Origin of the sequence: Mycobacterium palustre, from assembly GCF_002101785.1 — a bacterium.
GTDB classification, from domain to species: Bacteria; Actinomycetota; Actinomycetes; order Mycobacteriales; family Mycobacteriaceae; genus Mycobacterium; species Mycobacterium palustre.
Genome location: NZ_LQPJ01000124.1, coordinates 40,756 through 57,874 on the forward strand (window position 1 = coordinate 40,756; position 17,119 = coordinate 57,874).

The window sequence follows — 17,119 nt, forward strand, 5'->3', positions numbered from 1 at the left end:
CCGGACCGGAACTCGTCTCCGGGGCAGTCTGGTGATGATGTGCGTGCTGCTCGTTCTCTCTGGAACGGCAACTCTCATGGCTCGCGCCGGCGCTGACCCGCTAGATCCACCGGGCCGCGACACGGTCCCTCCGCCGTTGGCGCCGGTCAAGCCCATGGCAAATTGGCAGCCCAAATTTCCATTTCCGTTCGACCAGACTCGGGGGAACGTCACCGACGCGGATATCAATGCCGAGCGAGAAATGTGTGGGTGGTTCAATGCGGATTACGCGGATTTGAGGCTCCAGATCGAGAGATTCAACAACAGCGTATTGAGCAGGAACGGTAACTGGGATGCTGAGGGGATCCCGGAGCGGCAAGCTGCCATGACTGCGAATATTGATCAGTCGGTGGACTTCCTTGCTCCCCGTACTCAGTCGCTGACTCAGAGCTATGACCACGCAGGAGATATGTATTTCCCGATTTACGAGGGTCAAAGCTTTTACATCCTCTGGCAGAACCTGTCGAACGTCAGCGCGGGCATCAAGGGCCATCAGCCGACCTGGTTCACCGGACCATCGTTTCAGCGGGTAATGCACTACGGCAGCAAGATCCAGCGGTCCCATGTCTGCGACTGAACGCGGTCCGGTGGGCGGCATCTCGATGAGGAGGCACACGTGTTGAAAATCCATGTCGGCACGGCTGTGCCGGCACGGGCACGTCAAGGTCGCGCGCCGGCAGTCGGCGCGACGTTGGTCGCGCTCGCCGCGACTTTGAGTAGCGCTGTACTGTGCGCTCCGCCGAGCACTGCCGATCCGTCCCCCGCGCTCCAACAAGCCGTCGTGTCGGCGCGCAGTGGCACAAGTTGCCCGCCGCTGCGGTATGACCCGATCGTCGAGCACGCTGCGGAGATCGTGAATCACTCGACCGACGCCTACGTCAGCCACACGACGAGGAATTCCCCCGCGGACTCGCCGACAGGCGCACTGCCCATCCTCAAGGACCTCGGCAGCAGCGCGGGCAAATCGTGGTCGCTGCAGGGCGCTGGGCACGACAGCGACGCCGACGCGATCAAAGGAGCGATACTGGAAGGGACTACGCAGGGCGCCGGCGTTAGCTTGAATGTCAGCCCGGGTGTGTTCAAGACGCTGGAAGATACGGGTCCAGCGCCATTGGCGAATTGCTCCTACACCGATTTCGGTGTCAGCCTTCTCCACAATGCAGATACCGGCCTCTCGCTTGCTGTCGTCGTCCTGGCGGGCAAATGATCCCGGCTGGTCAGCGCGCGCAACGGCGGAGTCGCGGTCTCCGGCGCGCCGCGGGATCGATCGCCGCCTTGGCGGCGATCAGCATTTCCGCGCTCATAAACCCATCGACTGCGCGGGCTGATGAATCCGTCACCTATGAAGTCGTGTCCGACGTGATTACCGTGGCAAACATCGAATACGAGGATTCGTCAGGGCGGGTGGCGATACCGAACGTGCCGCTGCCCTGGCGAATTGAAGCGACGATAGCCTCGGTAAAAGCTCCGCCACCGAGTGGAAGCCAGGTTCGCGCAGATTGGCGTCCGACCGCGGGCCCGTCCAAATGGGTAAGTGCGCGCATCTTTTACCAGGGCAAGCTCCTGTGCCAGAACACTCTCGATGTCGGTGATGCCGCTTGCTACGGCATTACGCCACGTATTACGTAGGCAGCGATGAGACCCACCCTTATCGCCTTAGTAGCCAGAGCAGATTTCCATCGTTTCGCTAAGCGGGCCGTGAGAGGTGGTCGGGAGAATTGGTGATCAGGTCAAAGCCAAGAACTGTTCGACGCGGACGCGGACTCGCTCGAGGGATCAGAGGTGGCCTCTTCCGCACTGCGGCCGCTGTCGGGGTAGGCATGCTGGCTCTCGGCGGTCCCGGGGTGGCGCAGGCCGATCCGGCACCGGGCGCCGGGCCTGACCCTTTTCCGGATATCCGGTTCTACGACGAGGTCAACGCTGAAGACTTCGCATCTCCGGGCGGAGTGTTTTTCTTGTCCCCGACAGGACAGACGTGTGGGATCTGGCGCCGGGGCAGCTTCGGCTGTGCCGGTGATATTCCCGGCACCGGTCCGGGAATCGGCCATATCGGCTGGATCGAGGGAGACCGGGCAGTGCACTATGACTGGTCGGTAGCGGCGCGGTTTCCCGGCAACCAAGCCGACAAACCGTTGCCGCCGCACGCCCGCATCGACCACGAGGGAACGAGCTGCGCGGCAACTGGTGACAACAGAACCTACTGTGAGCGCGGGCCAATGAGATTCGTCATCGAACCCACCAAGACCTGGCTGTCGGCGCCGTGGATAGACCTGGCCTGGGTCCAGCTCGGGCCGGCATCGTGTGCGCCACCCGGCGGCGGCCCGTGCTACTCGTAGTGACGAAGTCGCAAAGCTAGAACGCGAAATCGCGACTGCTCACGGGCTCTGCTGCCGGCGCGCCGATGCTGGCGCTTGCCCTTGCCGGGATGGCCGCTGTTACGGGATCGTGTAGCCGCCGCTGACCGAGATGAGTTGGCCGGTGACCTGCCGCGCCGCCGTCGGCGAACAGAACCACGCCACTGCCTTCGCGACGTCCTCGGCGCTGGTCAAGCGGCGAAGCGGAGTGCCCTTGATCATGTAGTCGATTTGATCCTGGTTGAAGACCTCATCCTGGCCGACGGGGACCACAGGCTCGATTCGCCGATCGCCTCCGGGCCCTCGGGAATCACCAGGCCCGGGCAGATGACATTGGACCTGATCCCATGGCGGCCGTGTTTGCGCGCCACGGTGCGGGCCAGGGCGACCATCGCTGCTTTCGACGCACCGTAAACGCCTTGACGTATCTGACCGAATGCAGCGTCGCTGGCGATAAACGCGATCGCGCCGCTGCCGGCCTCCTTCACCGGGCCGATCGCGGCCTGCGTGGCCGCGATCGCGGTGAACAGGTTGACTTCGATGGTGCGTTCCCACTTTTCGCGGTCGGTGTCGGTCGCGATGAAACCGGGCACACTCCAACCGGCATTGTTGACCAAGACGTCGATGCCGCCCCAACTATCGACCGAGACGCCAATTGCGGCCTCGGCTTGGTCGGGAGCCGTAAGATCACCTATCGCGACTTCGACCTCGGCGGCGCCCCCATCTTGCGCTTCGCGGCGAACCCGGTCCGCCTGAGCTTTATCGATATCGCTGATCACGATTCGAGCACCCTCCGAGGCGAACACATGCACGATGCCGCGTCCGATGTTCGAAGCGCCGCCGGTCACTACCACGCGGGCAGCTTTCAGTCCAAGGTCCATTCCAAGCTCCTCATTGGGGCGGCTGTTGTGACCGCCGTCATCTTAGTTTAATGTGGATTAGAAATAGGGGTAACTGGATTCGATAGAGAGAGGTCACGATGGCTGAGTCGTTGATCGACCAGTGCGCTCGCGCTACCACTGGCGATGGCAGCGGCTCCGGCCGTCCGGCGCTACGACCGGGAATGGGGCTGGACGCCCACAGGGCGATAGCCGACAAGGGCGTCGGGTGAGGGGTACCGCTGATTTTGGCCGAATTGACCGTTACCGTAACGCAGTTCACCGGAGGACCCAAGCGATGACGCTGGTGAGACGCGATGTCGTCGATGGAATAGCGTGGGTCACGCTCAATCGACCGGAGAAGCTCAATGCGATCAGCGTCGGCCTGAACGAGGAATTGTCGCAGACCATCCTGGAGGTAAGTGACAACCCCGACGTCACTGTTGCCGTCATCCGGGGCGCCAACGGAAACTTCTGCGCGGGAGGCGATTTCGAGGAAGTAGAGCGCCTGCGGTCGAAGGGACCTGATGCGCTGCGGGAACTTTTTGTGGGGTTTCGGCGTGCGTGTGAAGCCATTGCCCGCGTCGAGGTTCCGGTCATCGCGGCGGTCGAGGGTGTCGCAATGGCCGGCGGTTTCGAGCTGATGCAAGCCGCAGACATTGCGCTGGTCAGCGACGACGCCAAAATCGCTGACAACCACATCAAGTTCGGGATGGTTCCCGGCGGCGGTAGCAGTCAGCGGCTGGCCCGGCTGGTGGGGCGTCAGCAGGCACTGGGACTGCTGCTCTCCGGCGATCGACTTTCCGGCGCCGAGGCGGTGCGCCACGGTTTGGCATATCGAAGTTTTCCGCAAGCCGGTTTCGACGAGGGCGTGAGACGGTTCGTCACCGCGTTGGCCGAGCGGCGCCGAGAGGCTGTCACATCGATCAAGCGCCTCGTCTACGCCGGAGTCGAGGTGGCATCACCCCGCGGATTGGATGACGAAATCGACACGGTGGTCAACCACATCTGCGAGGGTGCCGGACAGAACGGGGCGGCCGCATTCAGACAGCGAGGAGTCAAACGATGAGCGTCAAAGAAACCGTGGCGCCGGTCGCCCTCGATGTCGCGGACGGCGTTGCCAGGCTGCGTCTGAACCGGCCGAAGGCGTCCAACGGGATGAATGTCGAGTTCCTCAAGGCCCTGCACGAGAAGGTGCTGGCGTGTCATGCGGATCCCGCGGTACGCGTGGTGTTGCTCACCGGCGAGGGGCGCAATTTCTGCGCCGGCGGCGATATTCACACCTTCGAGTCCAAGGGTGCAGATCTCCCCGATTATCTGCGCGAGGCCACGGCATGGCTGCAACTGGCCACTGCCGCGCTGATCCAGCTTCGAGCCCCGGTGGTGACGGCCGTCCAGGGCTTCGCTGCCGGGGGAGGCGGACTGGGATTGGTGTGCGCTTCCGACATCGTCATCTCGGCGCGATCAGCAAAATTCTTCTCCGGCGCGGTCCGGGTCGGCATGGCACCAGATGGTGGCTCATCAGTGACGCTGGCGCAATTGGTTGGTCTGCGGCAGGCGTTGCGGATCCTGCTGACCAATCCCACCCTGACAGCCGACGAGGCGCTTGATATCGGGTTGATCACCGAGGTCGTCGACGATGACGAATTGCTCAATCGCGCAGAGGAATTGGCGGCCGAGCTGGCGACGCTGCCGAACCGCGCCCTGTCGGCCACCAAGCGCTTGGTATGGAGCGGACTGGGGTCGTCGGTCGAAGAACGCTTGGCCGAAGAGGCGCGCACGGTTTCCGAACTCTCCGGAACCGCCGACGCACTCGAGGGCCTGCGGGCTGTCATCGAACGCCGCAAGCCGAAATTCACCGGACAATGAACGCCGATTGTGTAGTCACCGAAGACCGCGGTGCGGTGCGGATCATCACCTTGAACCGGCCAGACAAGCGCAACGCCATCGATCTTCGGGTCCGAATCGAGCTTGCCGGCGCGTTCGAGCGGGCCGACGCCGAAACTGCGATCCATGCAATCCTGCTCACAGGTGCGGGCCCGGCATTCTGCTCGGGTGGCGACATCACATCAATGCAACGTATGGAACCCGAGCCGGCGTTGGAACGGGCTCAGCTGGCACAGCAGGTGATTCGCGCGATTTGGAGAACCCCAAAGCCCGTCGTCGCCGCTTTGGAAGGCTCCGCCTACGGTGCGGGCGTCGCGCTCGCGGCCGCGTGCGACCGTGTGGTCGCCGCCCGAAACGTACGCTTTGCGACGACTTTCACCAATGTGGGCCTGGCGGGCGACATGGGCACCTTCGTCTCGCTGCCGGCCCGTGTCGGCGTGGCCCGCGCCCGACAGATGCTGATGATGCCGACGCCGTTTGACGCGATCGAGGCATTGAGCATGGGTCTCGTCGATGCGCTCGCCGAGCCGGGATCTGCGTTACAAGCCGGATTAATCGACGCTGAGCGACTCGCCGCCGGTCCCACGCACGCATACGGCGTAATCAAATCGCTACTCGCACGGGGGCCTTCGATGGACCCGTTCGACGTCTTGGATCGCGAGGCTCAGCACCAGGCACAATTGTTCGGCACCGACGACTTCGCCGAGGGGATAGACGCTTTCCGCACCAAGCGACGACCGGAATTCGGAGCGCCGGCGCGGTGAGCGCGAAACTAGCCGGGCGCCTTGACTGGTCGTACCTGGACGCCGACACCGGAACGGAGTTGGTGGACCACACCGTCGGTGGCCTGCTGACCAAACGTGCCCATACCCACCACGATGTGGAGGCCTTGGTCGGCCCGCGTCATGGCGATGGGGCGCAGCTGCGATTCACGTACGGAGAGCTGCTGGATGAGGCCTCCCGGGTAGCGACCGCGCTGTCCCGGTTGACGCAGCCCGGTGATTATGTCGCGTTGTGGGCGCCGAATGTGGTGGAGTGGCCGGTAATTCAGTATGGCGCGGCCCTTGCCGGCGTGGTCCTTGTCGCGCTCAACCCTGCGATGCGTGCCAGCGAACTGCGCTACGCGCTGCAGCATTCTGGTGCCTCGGTGCTGATCCATGCTGACCGCAGCCGCGACTACGACTGTGCCTCCGTCGTAGCCGAGATCGCCCAGTCGCTCCCGGCCTTGCGCACCATCAGCTTGTCGTCCCGACCGCAGTGGCGAGCTGACGCTGTCGACGGCGCGGTGATCGCCGCGGCTCCAACCGACCCTGATGAAGCAGTCATGCTGCAGTACACCTCGGGCACCACCGGCACGACGAAAGGAGTACTGCTGCGCCACCGTTCGCTGATCAACGTCGCGAAGCTGACCGTCCAGTATGCGGGCATCCCCGCCGGCGCGGTAACCGTGAACCCGCTGCCGATGTTTCACACCGCCGCCTGCGTGATCAGCACGCTGGGTCCGATGTGGATCGGCGGTACCGAGGTGCTGATCGGCCGGTTCGAGCCCACCGCGGTGCTGGAGACCCTGCGTCGCACACAGGCGTCGGTGCTGTTCTTCGTACCCACGATTCTGTCCAGTCTCGTCGCAGCGCAGCGCACCTCCACCAATCCTCCACCCCGCCTTTCCATCTGCCTCGGCGGGGCGTCCGCCGTATCGGCGGAGCTCATCGAGGCGACCGAACGCACTTTCGGCGCGGCGGTGGTGACCGTCTTTGGTCAGACCGAGCTGGCGTCGGTTCTCACTGCAACGCGGCCCGACGACGCCCGTGCCGATCAGCTCCATACCGTGGGTCGCGCACTGCCGCAGGTTGATTGCAAGGTCGTCGACCCGGCCACAGGTGTGGTATTACCGGTCGGGCAGCCAGGCGAGATCTGCGCGCGCGGCTACCAGCAGATGATCGGATACCTGCACGATCCTGAGGCCACAGCTGCGACGGTTGATACGGACGGCTTTGTGCACACCGGCGATATCGGTGCCATGGACGAGCGTGGCTACCTGACCATCACCGGCCGGCTCAAAGAGCTGATCATCCGCGGTGGCGAGAACATCGCCCCAGCAGAAATCGAGGCATGTCTGTCCACGCATGACGCGAACGCTCGGGTGTGCGTCTTCGGTCTTCCCGATGACCGCTTGGGCGAAGTTGTGGGCGCGGTGATCGAGACCCACGATCCGTTGCCGACAGATCTCGTTGATCGGTTGCATGCGCATGCGCGCAAACACTTGACACCGCATAAGGTTCCGCAACGTTGGTTCTTCACTGAAGACCTTCCCAGAACGTCCACCGGCAAGGTGCGCAAGTTCGCCTTACCCGACCTCATCGCAAACGGTAGCGTGCGCGAGATCTCCCGAGAGGAGCCCCAAGAATGACTTCGTTGATCGAGTCAGCCTCCGCGACCGGCAGTCGCTACGACCAGTTGATCAAACGCGACAAGGTGCATGGATCGCTCTATACCGACCCCACCATCTTTGCCGAGGAGCTACGCAAGGTTTGGTATCGGTCCTGGGTTTTCGTCGGTCACGAGAGCGAAGTATCCCAGGCGGGCGACTATGTGCGTAAGCGCCTCGGATTGCAAGACGTCATCATGACCCGCGACCGCGACGGGCAGCTGCACCTACTGCTCAATCGTTGCGCGCACCGAGGCAATCAGGTCTGCGACGACGCAAAGGGCAACTCGTCGACCTTCCGTTGTCCGTATCACGGATGGACCTACCGCAACGACGGTGAACTCGTAGGGTTCCCGTTCTTCAAGGGCTACGGCGAACGCACGCTGGACTTGCCAATGGGCAGGGTGCCGCGAATGGATACCTACCGCGGGTTCGTGTTCGGCAGCTTCGCCGCCGACGGCCCCAGCCTTAGCGAGCACCTCGGCGCAGCCGCCGGTGAGATAGACCGGCTAGTCAGGCTCTCGCCGGAGGGTGAAGTCCAGCTCACCGCCGGCTGGTTGCAGCATCAGACCCGTGCCAACTGGAAATTGTTGGCGGAGAACGAAACCGACGGTTACCACCCCCAGTTCGTGCACGGCTCGATCTTCGGCGTCACCGGTAGCCCGATCGGTGCTCTGTACAGCGAATCGTCGACCGCGGTGACCCGAGACCTGGGAAACGGTCATAGCGAAAACGACTTGCGGCCGGAGTTCCGCAAGTTCGCCCAGCCATTGCGGTGGTTCGGCACCAGCGAGGACCGGGTGCCCAACTATGTCGCGGCGATCCGCAAGCGATACGGCGATGAGGCAGATGAAATCCTCATCGAAGGTGGGCCGCACGTGATGATCTTCCCCAACCTGTTCATCGCGGAGATCCAGGTATTCAACATCCAACCGGTGTCGGTGGGTGAGTGCATCCAGTACTCCACGGCTGTGCAACTGGCCGGCGCGCCGGAGATGAACAAGCGCATGGTGTCGCAGTGCATGGGTTCGGTGGGGCCAGCCGGAATGCTGCTGGCCGACGACACCGAGATGTATGAGCGTAACCAACTGGGCCTCGAGAACCTGACGCCAGAATGGCTCGACGTTCGTCGTGGACTCAGTCGCGAAAGCGTCGACGAGAACGGCTTCACTATCGGCGGAGCCACCGATGAGACTGGGATGCGCGGTTTCTGGTCGCATTACAAGATGCTGATGGAGACTGAATCGTGACGAGCACACGCGATGACGCCGCCACCGTAGGGCGACTGCCTGAGGGCTTCGACCGCTGGGAGGTCGAGCAATTCCTGTACCGGGAAGCGCGCTATGCAGACGAGTCCGACTACGACGCCTGGGAGGCGTTGTGGACCGATGACGCGCTCTACTGGGTTCCGGTCGCCTCGACCGACGATCCGCTGCGCGCGATGTCGGTGATCTACGACAACCGCAGTCGCATCGCGACTCGCCTCAAGCAGGTTCGCACCGGCAAGCGTTACGCCCAGGCGCCGCCGTCGAATCTTCGTCGTCTGCTGTCCAACATCGAAATCCTCGGTACTCAACCAAATCCCAGCGGCGGAGTCGACTTGGAGGTGGGCGCTAACTTCATGGTGCTGGAATCGCGGGCTCGCGGCAATCACCTGTGGGGCGGCCGCGTCACGTACCGGGTGCGTCGCCTGGACGGGGAGTTACGACTGGTGTACAAGAAGGTGGATCTGGTGGATAAAGACCGGCCGATTCCTACCCTCGGATTTCTGATCTGAGTCCTTGATGACGATTGAATTCGGCGACGGCGGTGCCGTGAGCGCGGCCGGTGTGGGTCCGGTTATCGGCAGTGAGTTCGCCCAAGTGTCAGTAAATTTCGATACCAGAGGTAATTCTCCGCGGCTGAGGTTGGAGGACCTTCGATCTGGTCGCGTGCGTTACCTTGATGCGTTGGAATTGGAGACCATCGTCTGGCTGCCTGAGGATCGATTGACCGCCCTGATGAATCCCTCGTCCGATCGTTGGCGGGGCGACGCGTGAGGCGCGCGGCGATAGTCAGCCCGCTGCGCACGGCCGTCGGCGGCTTCGGCGGCACTCTACGGCCGTTGCGCGCCGAGGACCTCGCTGCGCGAGTGATCGACGCGGTCGTCGAGCACAGCGCCGTCGATCCGGCCGCCATCGAGGACGTCATATTCGCGCAGTCCTACGCGAATTCCGAGGCGCCGTGCATCGGACGGTGGGCCGCACTGCATGCCGATCTTCCGATCAGTGTCCCCGGTCTGCAGATCGACCGGCGCTGCGGTGGGGGACTGCAGGCGGTTGTCACCGCGGCGATGACAGTGCAGACCGGCGCCGCCGACGTCGTGCTGGCCGGCGGCGTCGAGTCGATGAGCAACATCGAGCACTACACCACGACGGCGAGGTGGGGATCCCGTTCGGGCAACCAGACTCTCTACGACCGCCTCGACCGCGGACGCGAATTATCGCAGCCCCCCGCGCGATTCGGCTCGATCAGCGGCATGATCGAGACGGCCGAGAACCTGGCCACCGATTACGGCATCGACCGCGAAGCCGCCGACAGCTACGCCGCGCGCAGCCATCAACGCGCCGCGGCGGCCCAGCGGTCAGGCCTGTTCGACGAGGAGATCGTCGCGGTGCACGTGCCGCAGCGTAAAGGCGAGGCGCTGATTTTCGACCGTGACGAGGGCGTCCGTCCAGACACCACATTGGACACGCTGAGCCGCCTGCGCACAGTAATGCCCGACGGCACCGTTACCGCGGGCAACTCGAGCCAGCAGAACGATGCCGCGGCAGCCTGCCTGGTGGTGGCCGAAGATCGGCTAGACGATCTCGGCCTGGAACCGCTCGGTTATTTCGAGGGCTGGGCCGCCGTCGGTTGTGAGCCGTCACGGATGGGCATCGGCCCGGTCGGTGCAGTGGAAAAGCTTTTCAGTCGAACAGGATTGAACTTCGATGACCTGGATCTGATCGAGCTGAACGAAGCGTTCGCAGTGCAGGTTTTGGCGGTGCTGGCCGGATGGGGCGTCAAGCTCGACGACGTCGAAGACCGGCTGAACGTCAATGGCTCGGGCATTTCGCTGGGACACCCCATCGGCGCCACCGGGGTCCGCATACTCACCACGATGTTGCACGAGTTGCGCAGGCGCGGGGGCGGTTTGGCATTGGAGACCATGTGTATCGGTGGCGGGCAGGGTATTGCCGCGATATTCCGTGGAGCGTCGTCATGACCGGCGACCAGGGTGCGCGACGAGTCGAGGCGAAGGTTGTGTGCCGATGAAGGATCTGGTCGGCTACGCGGCATACCTGCCCCGCTACCGATTGGCCGGCAACGACATCGGGTTACGTCGGGGAGACCGGGTAGTCGGTGGGTTCGACGAGGACAGCACGACGATGGCGGTGGCGGCCGCAGCGGCGATACCCGGCGTACAGAACACCACTGCGCTGTATTTCGCGACGAGCACACCGGCTTACGCCGACAAGACCAACGCCACCGCGATCCACGCCGCGCTCGGTCTGGCGGAGGACAGCCTGGCCGTCGACTTCTGCGGGACGGGCCGAAGCGGGTTCGCGGCAGTCTTGGCCGCCGCGGGCACCGGCGGCCTCGCGGTGAGCGCCGACATACGGGTGGGGCGGCCCGGGTCGGCGGACGAGAAGCTTGGCGGCGACGGGGCGGCAGCATTGCTTTTCGGAGACAGCGATGAGGCTCTCGCCGAGGTCGTCGCTAGCACATCGCTGACAGCGGAATTCCTGGATCGTTGGCGCGCGGTTACTTCGGTGACTGGCGAGCAATGGGAGGAGCGGTTCGGTGCCGAGCGTTACGCGGCGCTCATCCGCGCCGCGGTCGAACGCGTTGTGAAAGTTGCCGGTGTAGCCGACGTTGACCACGTGGTGCTCGCTTGCCCGAATAGCGCGATCGTCAAGCGAGCGGCGACCTTGGTCAAAGGGGAGAAGTCGGTGGTCACCTCGCCCATAGGCTTCTCGGGTGCCTGTGATGCCGCACTGGCACTGTGCAGCGTGCTCGATACCGCCGATGCGGGGGACACCATCCTTGTGTTGTGGGCAGTCGATGGCTGTGACGCGATGTTGTTGCGGGCGACGACCGCGCTGCCGGGCGCCCGTCAACCACAGCCGGTCACCCAGCAACGGGCCGACGGCCTGCCCGTCGCGCACTTGACGTACCTGTCGTGGCGCGGGTTGGTCGAGATGGAACCCCCGCGCCGTCCGGAGCCGGACCGGCCCTCGGGCCCGGCGGCGCAGCGGTCTGCACCGTGGAAGTTTGGCCTCAGCGGATCGTGCTGCGAGGCTTGCGGATTTGTTCATCTCCCACCGGGCCGTGTCTGTAAGAGTTGCGGTGCGACCGACCAGATGGGCGTGATACCCGTTGCGGCCATGCGAGGGACCGTCGTTACCTACACCGTTGACCACCTGGCGTACTCACCGTCGCCGCCCGTCGTGCAGGCCGTGGTAGACGTGTCCGGTGGCGGCCGACTCGCCTGCCAAGTTGCCGATGCCGAGCCGGAACGCATCCAGGTCGGCTCAACGGTGGGATTCACCTTCCGGCGCCTGTTCACCGCAGGCGACGTGCACAACTATTTCTGGAAAGCCCGATTGGACGGGAGCGGCGATGGCTAGCAGGGGAATAGCGGGCAAGGTCGCAGTCGTGGCGATGGGCTGCTCGCGATTCGGCGAACGGTGGGCGGACTCTGCCGACGACTTGCTACTCGAGGCCTACAGCGAGTGCATGACGTCGGTTCCGGGCTTGAGGGCAAATGATATCGACGCCTACTGGCTGGGCACCTTGAGCTCGGGGATGTCGGGCCTGACGCTGAGCCGACCACTGGGAACCGGCGACAAACCGGTGACTCGGGTGGAGAACATGTGCGCCAGCGGATCGGAGGCTTTCCGCAACGCCTGTTACGCGGTCGCCAGTGGTGCCTACGACGTGGCCATGGCTGTCGGGGTGGAGAAGCTCAAGGATTCCGGCTTCTCCGGGTTGTTACGTCAAGATCCGCCCAGCGACGGCACCGCGCCCGAACTGTCGATGACGGCACCTGCGGCTTTCTCGCTGCTGGATCCGGCCTACTGCGCGAAGTACGGTACCCACGCCGACGAGATGCGTGCGGCGATGACTCACGTTGCCTGGAAGAACCACACCAACGGAGCCCGTAACCCCAAGGCGCAGTTCCGTTCTGCCGTCGCCAGGGAAACCATCGACAGGGCGCCGAAGGTGGCCGGACGGCTCGGCGTTTTCGACTGCTCTGGGGTGTCCGACGGTGCCGCCTGCGCAGTAATCGTGCCGGCCGAACGCGCTCATGAATACACCGAAACGCCGATGTATGTTCTCGGACTCTCACTGGTGGCCGGCTCGGGCCGCGGCGCGATGGATCCCGGCTACGACTACACCAGTTTCCCCGAGGTTGTGCGCTCGGCCCAGGACGCCTACCGGCAGGCGGGCATAGTGGATCCGCGGACCGCATTCTCTCTGGCCGAGGTCCACGACTGCTTCACTCCCACGGAGATCGTGTTGATGGAAGATCTCGGATTCGCCGACGCCGGTCAGGCGTGCAAGGACGTGCTGGCGGGTGACTTCGACGCTGACGGCCGGTTGCCGATCAACCCCGACGGTGGCCTGAAGTCATTCGGGCATCCCGTTGGCGCCAGCGGGCTGCGGATGCTCTACGAGGCGTGGCTGCAGTTCCGCGGAGAGGCAGGCCAGCGACAACTGCGCGATCCGCACACCGCGCTTACCCACAACCTGGGCGGGCGTCCTGGCAGTTGTGTCTCTTTTGTTTCGGTGGTAGGCGCGACTCAAGGGATCTAGAGCGCGACGCTGTGTTGGGCGTGTCTTTCGGCTCCGCGAGGACAGGCTGAATCAGAGCAGCTCTTCGGCAGCCGTGCGAACGATGGTTTCGGCTTCGGTGGCCGGCACTCCGAGCGCCGCGAGGACGTGCTGGGCAAATGCCCGGTCAGCGTCTGGACCGTGCCGTCCGTCGAGGACCTCGCGAATGAGAGCGAAGGCGCCGCCGATCACGGCAGTCAGTACCACCTCGATGTCGGCGACGACGAAGCGGTCGCTCGCGATACCGCGTTCGACAGCGACCCGAGCATGGGGGTGGACCGCTTCGCCGAACAGGGCCTCCGAATGGCCGATGTTCACGATCAGCCGGGCGAAGTCAGGTTCGTCGTAGGCCAGTCGGATCACCCTGAGGTTGGCCAGCGCGACCACGATCGCCGGATCGGTGTCCGCGTTGATGTCGCTGATCGTTGCCAACGCGAGTTTGGACAGGCTCTCGGTGATCACCGCCTCCAGCAGCTCTTCTTTGGAGGAAAAGTAGTTGTAGAAACCGCCCAAGGCGATATCTGCTTCCTCGGTGATGTCCTGAATACGCACGCGAGCAACGCCTTTCGCTGCGATCAGCGAGCGAGCGGCATCCATCAGCGACTGCCGCGTGCGGAGTCGCTGACGCTCGACGCGGGTCAGCGTCTTGCTTTTGGGAGCAGAAGCCACGCCCGAATTCATACGCGCTGAATACGTATTCATGCTTGAAATCTTATTCACGTTCATGTTAGCTTCGTTAGGTGGCGCCGTGAACTGGCTCACATGAGTAGGAAGATTCCGATGGTTTCTCCGCTGTAGGCGATCCCGAAGCCGCCGATCTTTCGGGCGATGCCCAGGGCCGGCAAGGCAATCGTGAACACCTTGGTGTCCGGCGTGGCGGCGTCGGGAGCACGGTCGCGCGTGCCTCGGGCTGGTTACGGCTGGCCCACCCGTCGGCTGCTGTCTGCCGTCACACCCGTTGATGCATAGGAGCTTTCATGCCGCTACACACTCATCCCGCCGAAACCGACCTGCTGTTACCGCTGCCTGCAGCAGGGGAGCAGTGGGATCCACACCTCATCCATACGCATTACTTCGGCTTCTCGGTTCCCGAGGCGGCAATCGGCGTATTCCTCTACGTCCGCTACCAGCCGGCGTTCCCGTTGTCACAAGGCGGCGTCTGCATCTTTCAGGGCACCGACAACATCGAATACACCGACATGGCTTTCCTGGACTACGAGATAACGATGCCGTGGCCCACAGTGTCGGGAAACACGATCACCACTGACAACGGGCTGACGATCGACTTCATCGAGCCCGGAAAGACCGCGCGGCTTACCTACGACAGCGGTGATGGAGCCGCCGCGATCGATGTCATCGCCGAGGCGGTGACTCCGCTTCTGGCGCGAGGGCATGTGATGCCGGGGGAAGACGATCACCACGAAGCATCCCGGATGCCCGGCGGCACTGAGCAATTCATGCATGTCACCGGCGAACTACGACTGCGCGGCGACGTTCACGCGGTCAACTGCTACGCACCGAGAGATCGATCGTGGTGCCAGATCCGGGTGGAACGCCGCGGCGCAGTCCCGGTTCCGCCGGTCGGTTGGTCACCGATGTACTTCGGTCCGGATTTGATCTTCAACCAGATCAGCTTTGAACCGCTGGACACCGATCCCGCGTGGGCCGGGCTCTACGAGGTCGGCGACCGCGCCTCACATCACTTCGCCTGGATTCAGCGCGGCGACGAAAGCCGGTCGATCAAGTGGGTACGCCGCAACGTCCTCGAATACCACCAGCGAACCTACCTGCCGATGCGTCAAGAGATCACTACCGAGGACGAGCTTGGCGAGGTGTACCGGTTTCAGGGCGAGGCGATCGCCTGCGCGTCGCTGCCGGCGTGGCCTAACACGTCTTTCCACGACAGCGTCTATCGCTGGACCGACGAACAGGGCCGAATCGCCTACGCGACGTACCAAGAACTGTGGTTCGACGAGTACCAGCAACTGATGAAGCGCCGTGCGCTGGCCGCATGGCAGTCGTGATGGGAGGGCAGGAAGTGTTTCATTCGAAGAGCAATGACTACGACGTCGTAGTGATCGGCGCCGGCCACAACGGTCTGACGGCCGCGGCCTACCTCGCCCGGGCGGGACTTCGGGTGGTCGTGCTGGAGGCCTCGCCCACGTCTGGTGGCATGCTGGGCACGAACGCCATCTTCGACAAGGCGCCAGAGCATCTGATCAACGAAGGCGGTATTCAGGCTTCGCTGTTCCGCTCGAGCACCGTCGAGGCCGATCTGGACCTGCAACGCCACGGTCTGCGGCAGGTCATCGCCGATCCGTTCCACGTGCACCTCGATCCTGACGGACCATCGCTGGCTTTCTGGAAAGACCCGGCGCGTACGGCTGACGAACTGAACTACTTCTCGCGCAAAGACGCTCGCGCCTATCTCGAGTTCGCCCAACAGCTGGACGCGGCAATGGATCTCGCGCTGCCATTTATGAACGGCCACCCGACCCACCCATCAGGTAAAGCGATCCTCAATGCGATACCCGTGGCGCTGCGTCGGCGCAAGGATCTGCTGCCTCTGATCAGCTTCCTGACCCGTTCGCATGCCGAGATCATCACCGAGCGTTTCGACACCCCGTTATTGCGCGCCGCACTGGCGTCGATGCCGCCGTTTTGCTGGATGACTCAGGATGGCACCGGCTGGGCGTTGATCTATATCGCAATGTGCATGCGTACCAACTCGTCTCGCATGGTCGGAGGTTCGGGCGCGTTGCCGGGGGCCATTCAGCGTTCGTTCGAGGCGCATGGTGGCAAGGTACGTCTGTCCGCACGCGTGGAAGAGTTGTTGCTCGACCGCGGTCAGATCAGCGGTGTTCGACTCGAAGGGGGCGAGGTAGTGCGCGCGCCTTATGTGTTGGCGTCGTGCAGCCCGAAACTCACGCTGTGTGAGCTTTTGCCGCGCGGGGTTCTCGACGACACCATGCAACGACGCGCGGACGCCATCCCGGTCGATGTGGTCGAGGCTGCGACGCTCAAGATCGATGTCGCACTCGACGGTCAGTTGTCCCTGCCGCGCCACCAGGCTTGGCGAGATGACGGCTTGGATCTGCGCGAACCGATCTGCGCCTGGCAGACATTCGAAGAGCATATCCGGGCGTGGGAGGACACCATTGCCGGTCGCTGGCCGGATCCGATCTGCGGCATCGGGATCATTCCGACAGCCCTGGACCCCAGCCAGGCACCGGCCGGCAAGGACACCTTCTGGTACTGGTCCGGCATCACGCCGGCACATCCGGACGAGCCGTGGGAGGACGTCCGGGACAAGATAGGAGACCGCGCATTGAGCGCAGCAGCCGACTTCTACAAAGGACTGGACTCGATGGTCATCGAGCGACGGGTGTTCAACATTCCGGACCTGGCGACGCGCTTCAATGTGCCCGGCGGCAACGTGTATCACGTCGACCCAGCCGGGATGCGGTTCGGACCATTACGGCCCGCAACGGGTTTCGGCAGTTACGACACGCCAGTTCCGGGGTTGTTCCTCAGCGGCGCCGGGACGCATCCCACGGGCGGTATCAGCGCCATTCCCGGTCAGCAATCGGCCAAATGGCTACTGAAAAAGATGAAGCGGTCTAACGGCTTGGTCGGTCGCGCCAGGCAGCGAATCTCGAACTCTCGTTGAGGAG

At 63.7% G+C, this 17,119-nt stretch carries 17 protein-coding genes and 1 pseudogene; 16 read left to right on the forward strand and 2 right to left on the reverse strand.

Annotated features, from left to right (window positions below):
* Nucleotides 1-34 precede the first annotated feature (34 nt).
* From AWC19_RS20480 to AWC19_RS20495, 4 genes are all read left to right on the forward strand, one after another.
* Nucleotides 35-616, forward strand: coding sequence for a hypothetical protein (locus AWC19_RS20480; RefSeq protein ID WP_085079908.1), 582 nt, complete (start codon nucleotides 35-37; stop codon nucleotides 614-616).
* A 39-nt stretch (nucleotides 617-655) separates the two neighbouring features.
* Entirely contained in the window at nucleotides 656-1,246 is a 591-nt protein-coding gene (locus AWC19_RS20485; RefSeq protein ID WP_425436902.1) for a hypothetical protein, read from the forward strand.
* Between the two features lie 68 nt (nucleotides 1,247-1,314).
* The gene (locus tag AWC19_RS20490) at nucleotides 1,315-1,668 is read left to right on the forward strand and encodes a hypothetical protein (protein WP_081490153.1); all 354 of its coding nucleotides are present in this window, start codon (nucleotides 1,315-1,317) and stop codon (nucleotides 1,666-1,668) included.
* A gap of 191 nt (nucleotides 1,669-1,859) precedes the next feature.
* A complete protein-coding gene (locus tag AWC19_RS20495; RefSeq protein ID WP_014711209.1) occupies nucleotides 1,860-2,375 on the forward strand; it encodes a hypothetical protein in 516 nt (171 codons plus the stop codon).
* Nucleotides 2,376-2,474: 99 nt separating this feature from the next.
* Here the strand turns inward: AWC19_RS20495 and AWC19_RS20500 are convergent.
* Nucleotides 2,475-3,274: pseudogene (locus AWC19_RS20500) on the reverse strand (SDR family NAD(P)-dependent oxidoreductase).
* Between the two features lie 295 nt (nucleotides 3,275-3,569).
* On the opposite strand from AWC19_RS20500, the gene AWC19_RS20505 reads away from it, so the two are divergent.
* The 10 genes from AWC19_RS20505 to AWC19_RS20550 are packed head-to-tail and all read left to right on the forward strand — an operon-like array spanning nucleotide 3,570 to nucleotide 13,427.
* Nucleotides 3,570-4,340 carry an enoyl-CoA hydratase/isomerase family protein gene (locus tag AWC19_RS20505; protein ID WP_014711210.1) on the forward strand — a complete coding sequence of 257 codons (771 nt, stop codon included), beginning with the start codon at nucleotides 3,570-3,572 and terminating at the stop codon, nucleotides 4,338-4,340.
* The gene (locus tag AWC19_RS20510) at nucleotides 4,337-5,140 is read left to right on the forward strand and encodes an enoyl-CoA hydratase/isomerase family protein (RefSeq protein ID WP_014711211.1); all 804 of its coding nucleotides are present in this window, start codon (nucleotides 4,337-4,339) and stop codon (nucleotides 5,138-5,140) included. The genes AWC19_RS20505 and AWC19_RS20510 overlap by 4 nt, the downstream gene beginning before the upstream one ends.
* Nucleotides 5,137-5,922 carry an enoyl-CoA hydratase/isomerase family protein gene (locus AWC19_RS20515; RefSeq protein ID WP_014711212.1) on the forward strand — a complete coding sequence of 262 codons (786 nt, stop codon included), beginning with the start codon at nucleotides 5,137-5,139 and terminating at the stop codon, nucleotides 5,920-5,922. Before AWC19_RS20510 ends, AWC19_RS20515 begins: the two co-directional genes overlap by 4 nt.
* Nucleotides 5,919-7,568 carry a class I adenylate-forming enzyme family protein gene (locus AWC19_RS20520; protein ID WP_014711213.1) on the forward strand — a complete coding sequence of 550 codons (1,650 nt, stop codon included), beginning with the start codon at nucleotides 5,919-5,921 and terminating at the stop codon, nucleotides 7,566-7,568. The genes AWC19_RS20515 and AWC19_RS20520 overlap by 4 nt, the downstream gene beginning before the upstream one ends.
* Entirely contained in the window at nucleotides 7,565-8,836 is a 1,272-nt protein-coding gene (locus tag AWC19_RS20525) for an aromatic ring-hydroxylating oxygenase subunit alpha (protein ID WP_085079829.1), read from the forward strand. The genes AWC19_RS20520 and AWC19_RS20525 overlap by 4 nt, the downstream gene beginning before the upstream one ends.
* Nucleotides 8,833-9,363 (forward strand): aromatic-ring-hydroxylating dioxygenase subunit beta, encoded by a 531-nt coding sequence (locus AWC19_RS20530; protein ID WP_014711215.1) that lies wholly within the window; start codon nucleotides 8,833-8,835, stop codon nucleotides 9,361-9,363. The genes AWC19_RS20525 and AWC19_RS20530 overlap by 4 nt, the downstream gene beginning before the upstream one ends.
* Before the next feature lie 7 nt (nucleotides 9,364-9,370).
* Nucleotides 9,371-9,625, forward strand: a complete 255-nt coding sequence (locus AWC19_RS20535; RefSeq protein WP_041297803.1) for a hypothetical protein — start codon at nucleotides 9,371-9,373, stop codon at nucleotides 9,623-9,625.
* Nucleotides 9,622-10,833, forward strand: coding sequence for an acetyl-CoA C-acetyltransferase (locus AWC19_RS20540; protein ID WP_041297804.1), 1,212 nt, complete (start codon nucleotides 9,622-9,624; stop codon nucleotides 10,831-10,833). The genes AWC19_RS20535 and AWC19_RS20540 overlap by 4 nt, the downstream gene beginning before the upstream one ends.
* Nucleotides 10,834-10,879: 46 nt before the next feature.
* Nucleotides 10,880-12,238, forward strand: a complete 1,359-nt coding sequence (locus AWC19_RS20545) for an OB-fold domain-containing protein (protein WP_085079831.1) — start codon at nucleotides 10,880-10,882, stop codon at nucleotides 12,236-12,238.
* Nucleotides 12,231-13,427, forward strand: coding sequence for an acetyl-CoA acetyltransferase (locus AWC19_RS20550; protein WP_085079832.1), 1,197 nt, complete (start codon nucleotides 12,231-12,233; stop codon nucleotides 13,425-13,427). The genes AWC19_RS20545 and AWC19_RS20550 overlap by 8 nt, the downstream gene beginning before the upstream one ends.
* Nucleotides 13,428-13,478: 51 nt before the next feature.
* Here the strand turns inward: AWC19_RS20550 and AWC19_RS20555 are convergent, their stop codons facing one another.
* Complete coding sequence (locus AWC19_RS20555; RefSeq protein ID WP_085079834.1) at nucleotides 13,479-14,126, reverse strand: TetR/AcrR family transcriptional regulator; 648 nt, start codon at nucleotides 14,124-14,126, stop codon at nucleotides 13,479-13,481.
* A gap of 296 nt (nucleotides 14,127-14,422) precedes the next feature.
* On the opposite strand from AWC19_RS20555, the gene AWC19_RS20560 reads away from it, so the two are divergent.
* Both AWC19_RS20560 and AWC19_RS20565 read left to right on the forward strand, forming a co-directional pair.
* A complete protein-coding gene (locus tag AWC19_RS20560) occupies nucleotides 14,423-15,469 on the forward strand; it encodes a DUF7064 domain-containing protein (protein ID WP_085079835.1) in 1,047 nt (348 codons plus the stop codon).
* Nucleotides 15,469-17,115 carry a phytoene desaturase family protein gene (locus tag AWC19_RS20565; protein ID WP_085079837.1) on the forward strand — a complete coding sequence of 549 codons (1,647 nt, stop codon included), beginning with the start codon at nucleotides 15,469-15,471 and terminating at the stop codon, nucleotides 17,113-17,115. Before AWC19_RS20560 ends, AWC19_RS20565 begins: the two co-directional genes overlap by 1 nt.
* The last annotated feature ends 4 nt before the right edge of the window (nucleotides 17,116-17,119 follow it).

What these genes read in the sequence shown, in the direction of transcription:
- AWC19_RS20535 (WP_041297803.1), top strand. Translation starts at nt 9,371, where the DNA reads ATGACGATTGAATTCGGCGACGGCGGTGCCGTGAGCGCGGCCGGTGTG.
- AWC19_RS20550 (WP_085079832.1), top strand. Translation starts at nt 12,231, where the DNA reads ATGGCTAGCAGGGGAATAGCGGGCAAGGTCGCAGTCGTGGCGATGGGC.
- AWC19_RS20495 (WP_014711209.1), top strand. Translation starts at nt 1,860, where the DNA reads ATGCTGGCTCTCGGCGGTCCCGGGGTGGCGCAGGCCGATCCGGCACCG.
- AWC19_RS20565 (WP_085079837.1), top strand. Translation starts at nt 15,469, where the DNA reads ATGGGAGGGCAGGAAGTGTTTCATTCGAAGAGCAATGACTACGACGTC.
- AWC19_RS20545 (WP_085079831.1), top strand. Translation starts at nt 10,880, where the DNA reads ATGAAGGATCTGGTCGGCTACGCGGCATACCTGCCCCGCTACCGATTG.
- AWC19_RS20480 (WP_085079908.1), top strand. Translation starts at nt 35, where the DNA reads ATGATGTGCGTGCTGCTCGTTCTCTCTGGAACGGCAACTCTCATGGCT.
- AWC19_RS20525 (WP_085079829.1), top strand. Translation starts at nt 7,565, where the DNA reads ATGACTTCGTTGATCGAGTCAGCCTCCGCGACCGGCAGTCGCTACGAC.
- AWC19_RS20510 (WP_014711211.1), top strand. Translation starts at nt 4,337, where the DNA reads ATGAGCGTCAAAGAAACCGTGGCGCCGGTCGCCCTCGATGTCGCGGAC.
- AWC19_RS20505 (WP_014711210.1), top strand. Translation starts at nt 3,570, where the DNA reads ATGACGCTGGTGAGACGCGATGTCGTCGATGGAATAGCGTGGGTCACG.
- AWC19_RS20560 (WP_085079835.1), top strand. Translation starts at nt 14,423, where the DNA reads ATGCCGCTACACACTCATCCCGCCGAAACCGACCTGCTGTTACCGCTG.
- AWC19_RS20515 (WP_014711212.1), top strand. Translation starts at nt 5,137, where the DNA reads ATGAACGCCGATTGTGTAGTCACCGAAGACCGCGGTGCGGTGCGGATC.
- AWC19_RS20555 (WP_085079834.1), bottom strand. Translation starts at nt 14,126, where the DNA reads ATGAATTCGGGCGTGGCTTCTGCTCCCAAAAGCAAGACGCTGACCCGC.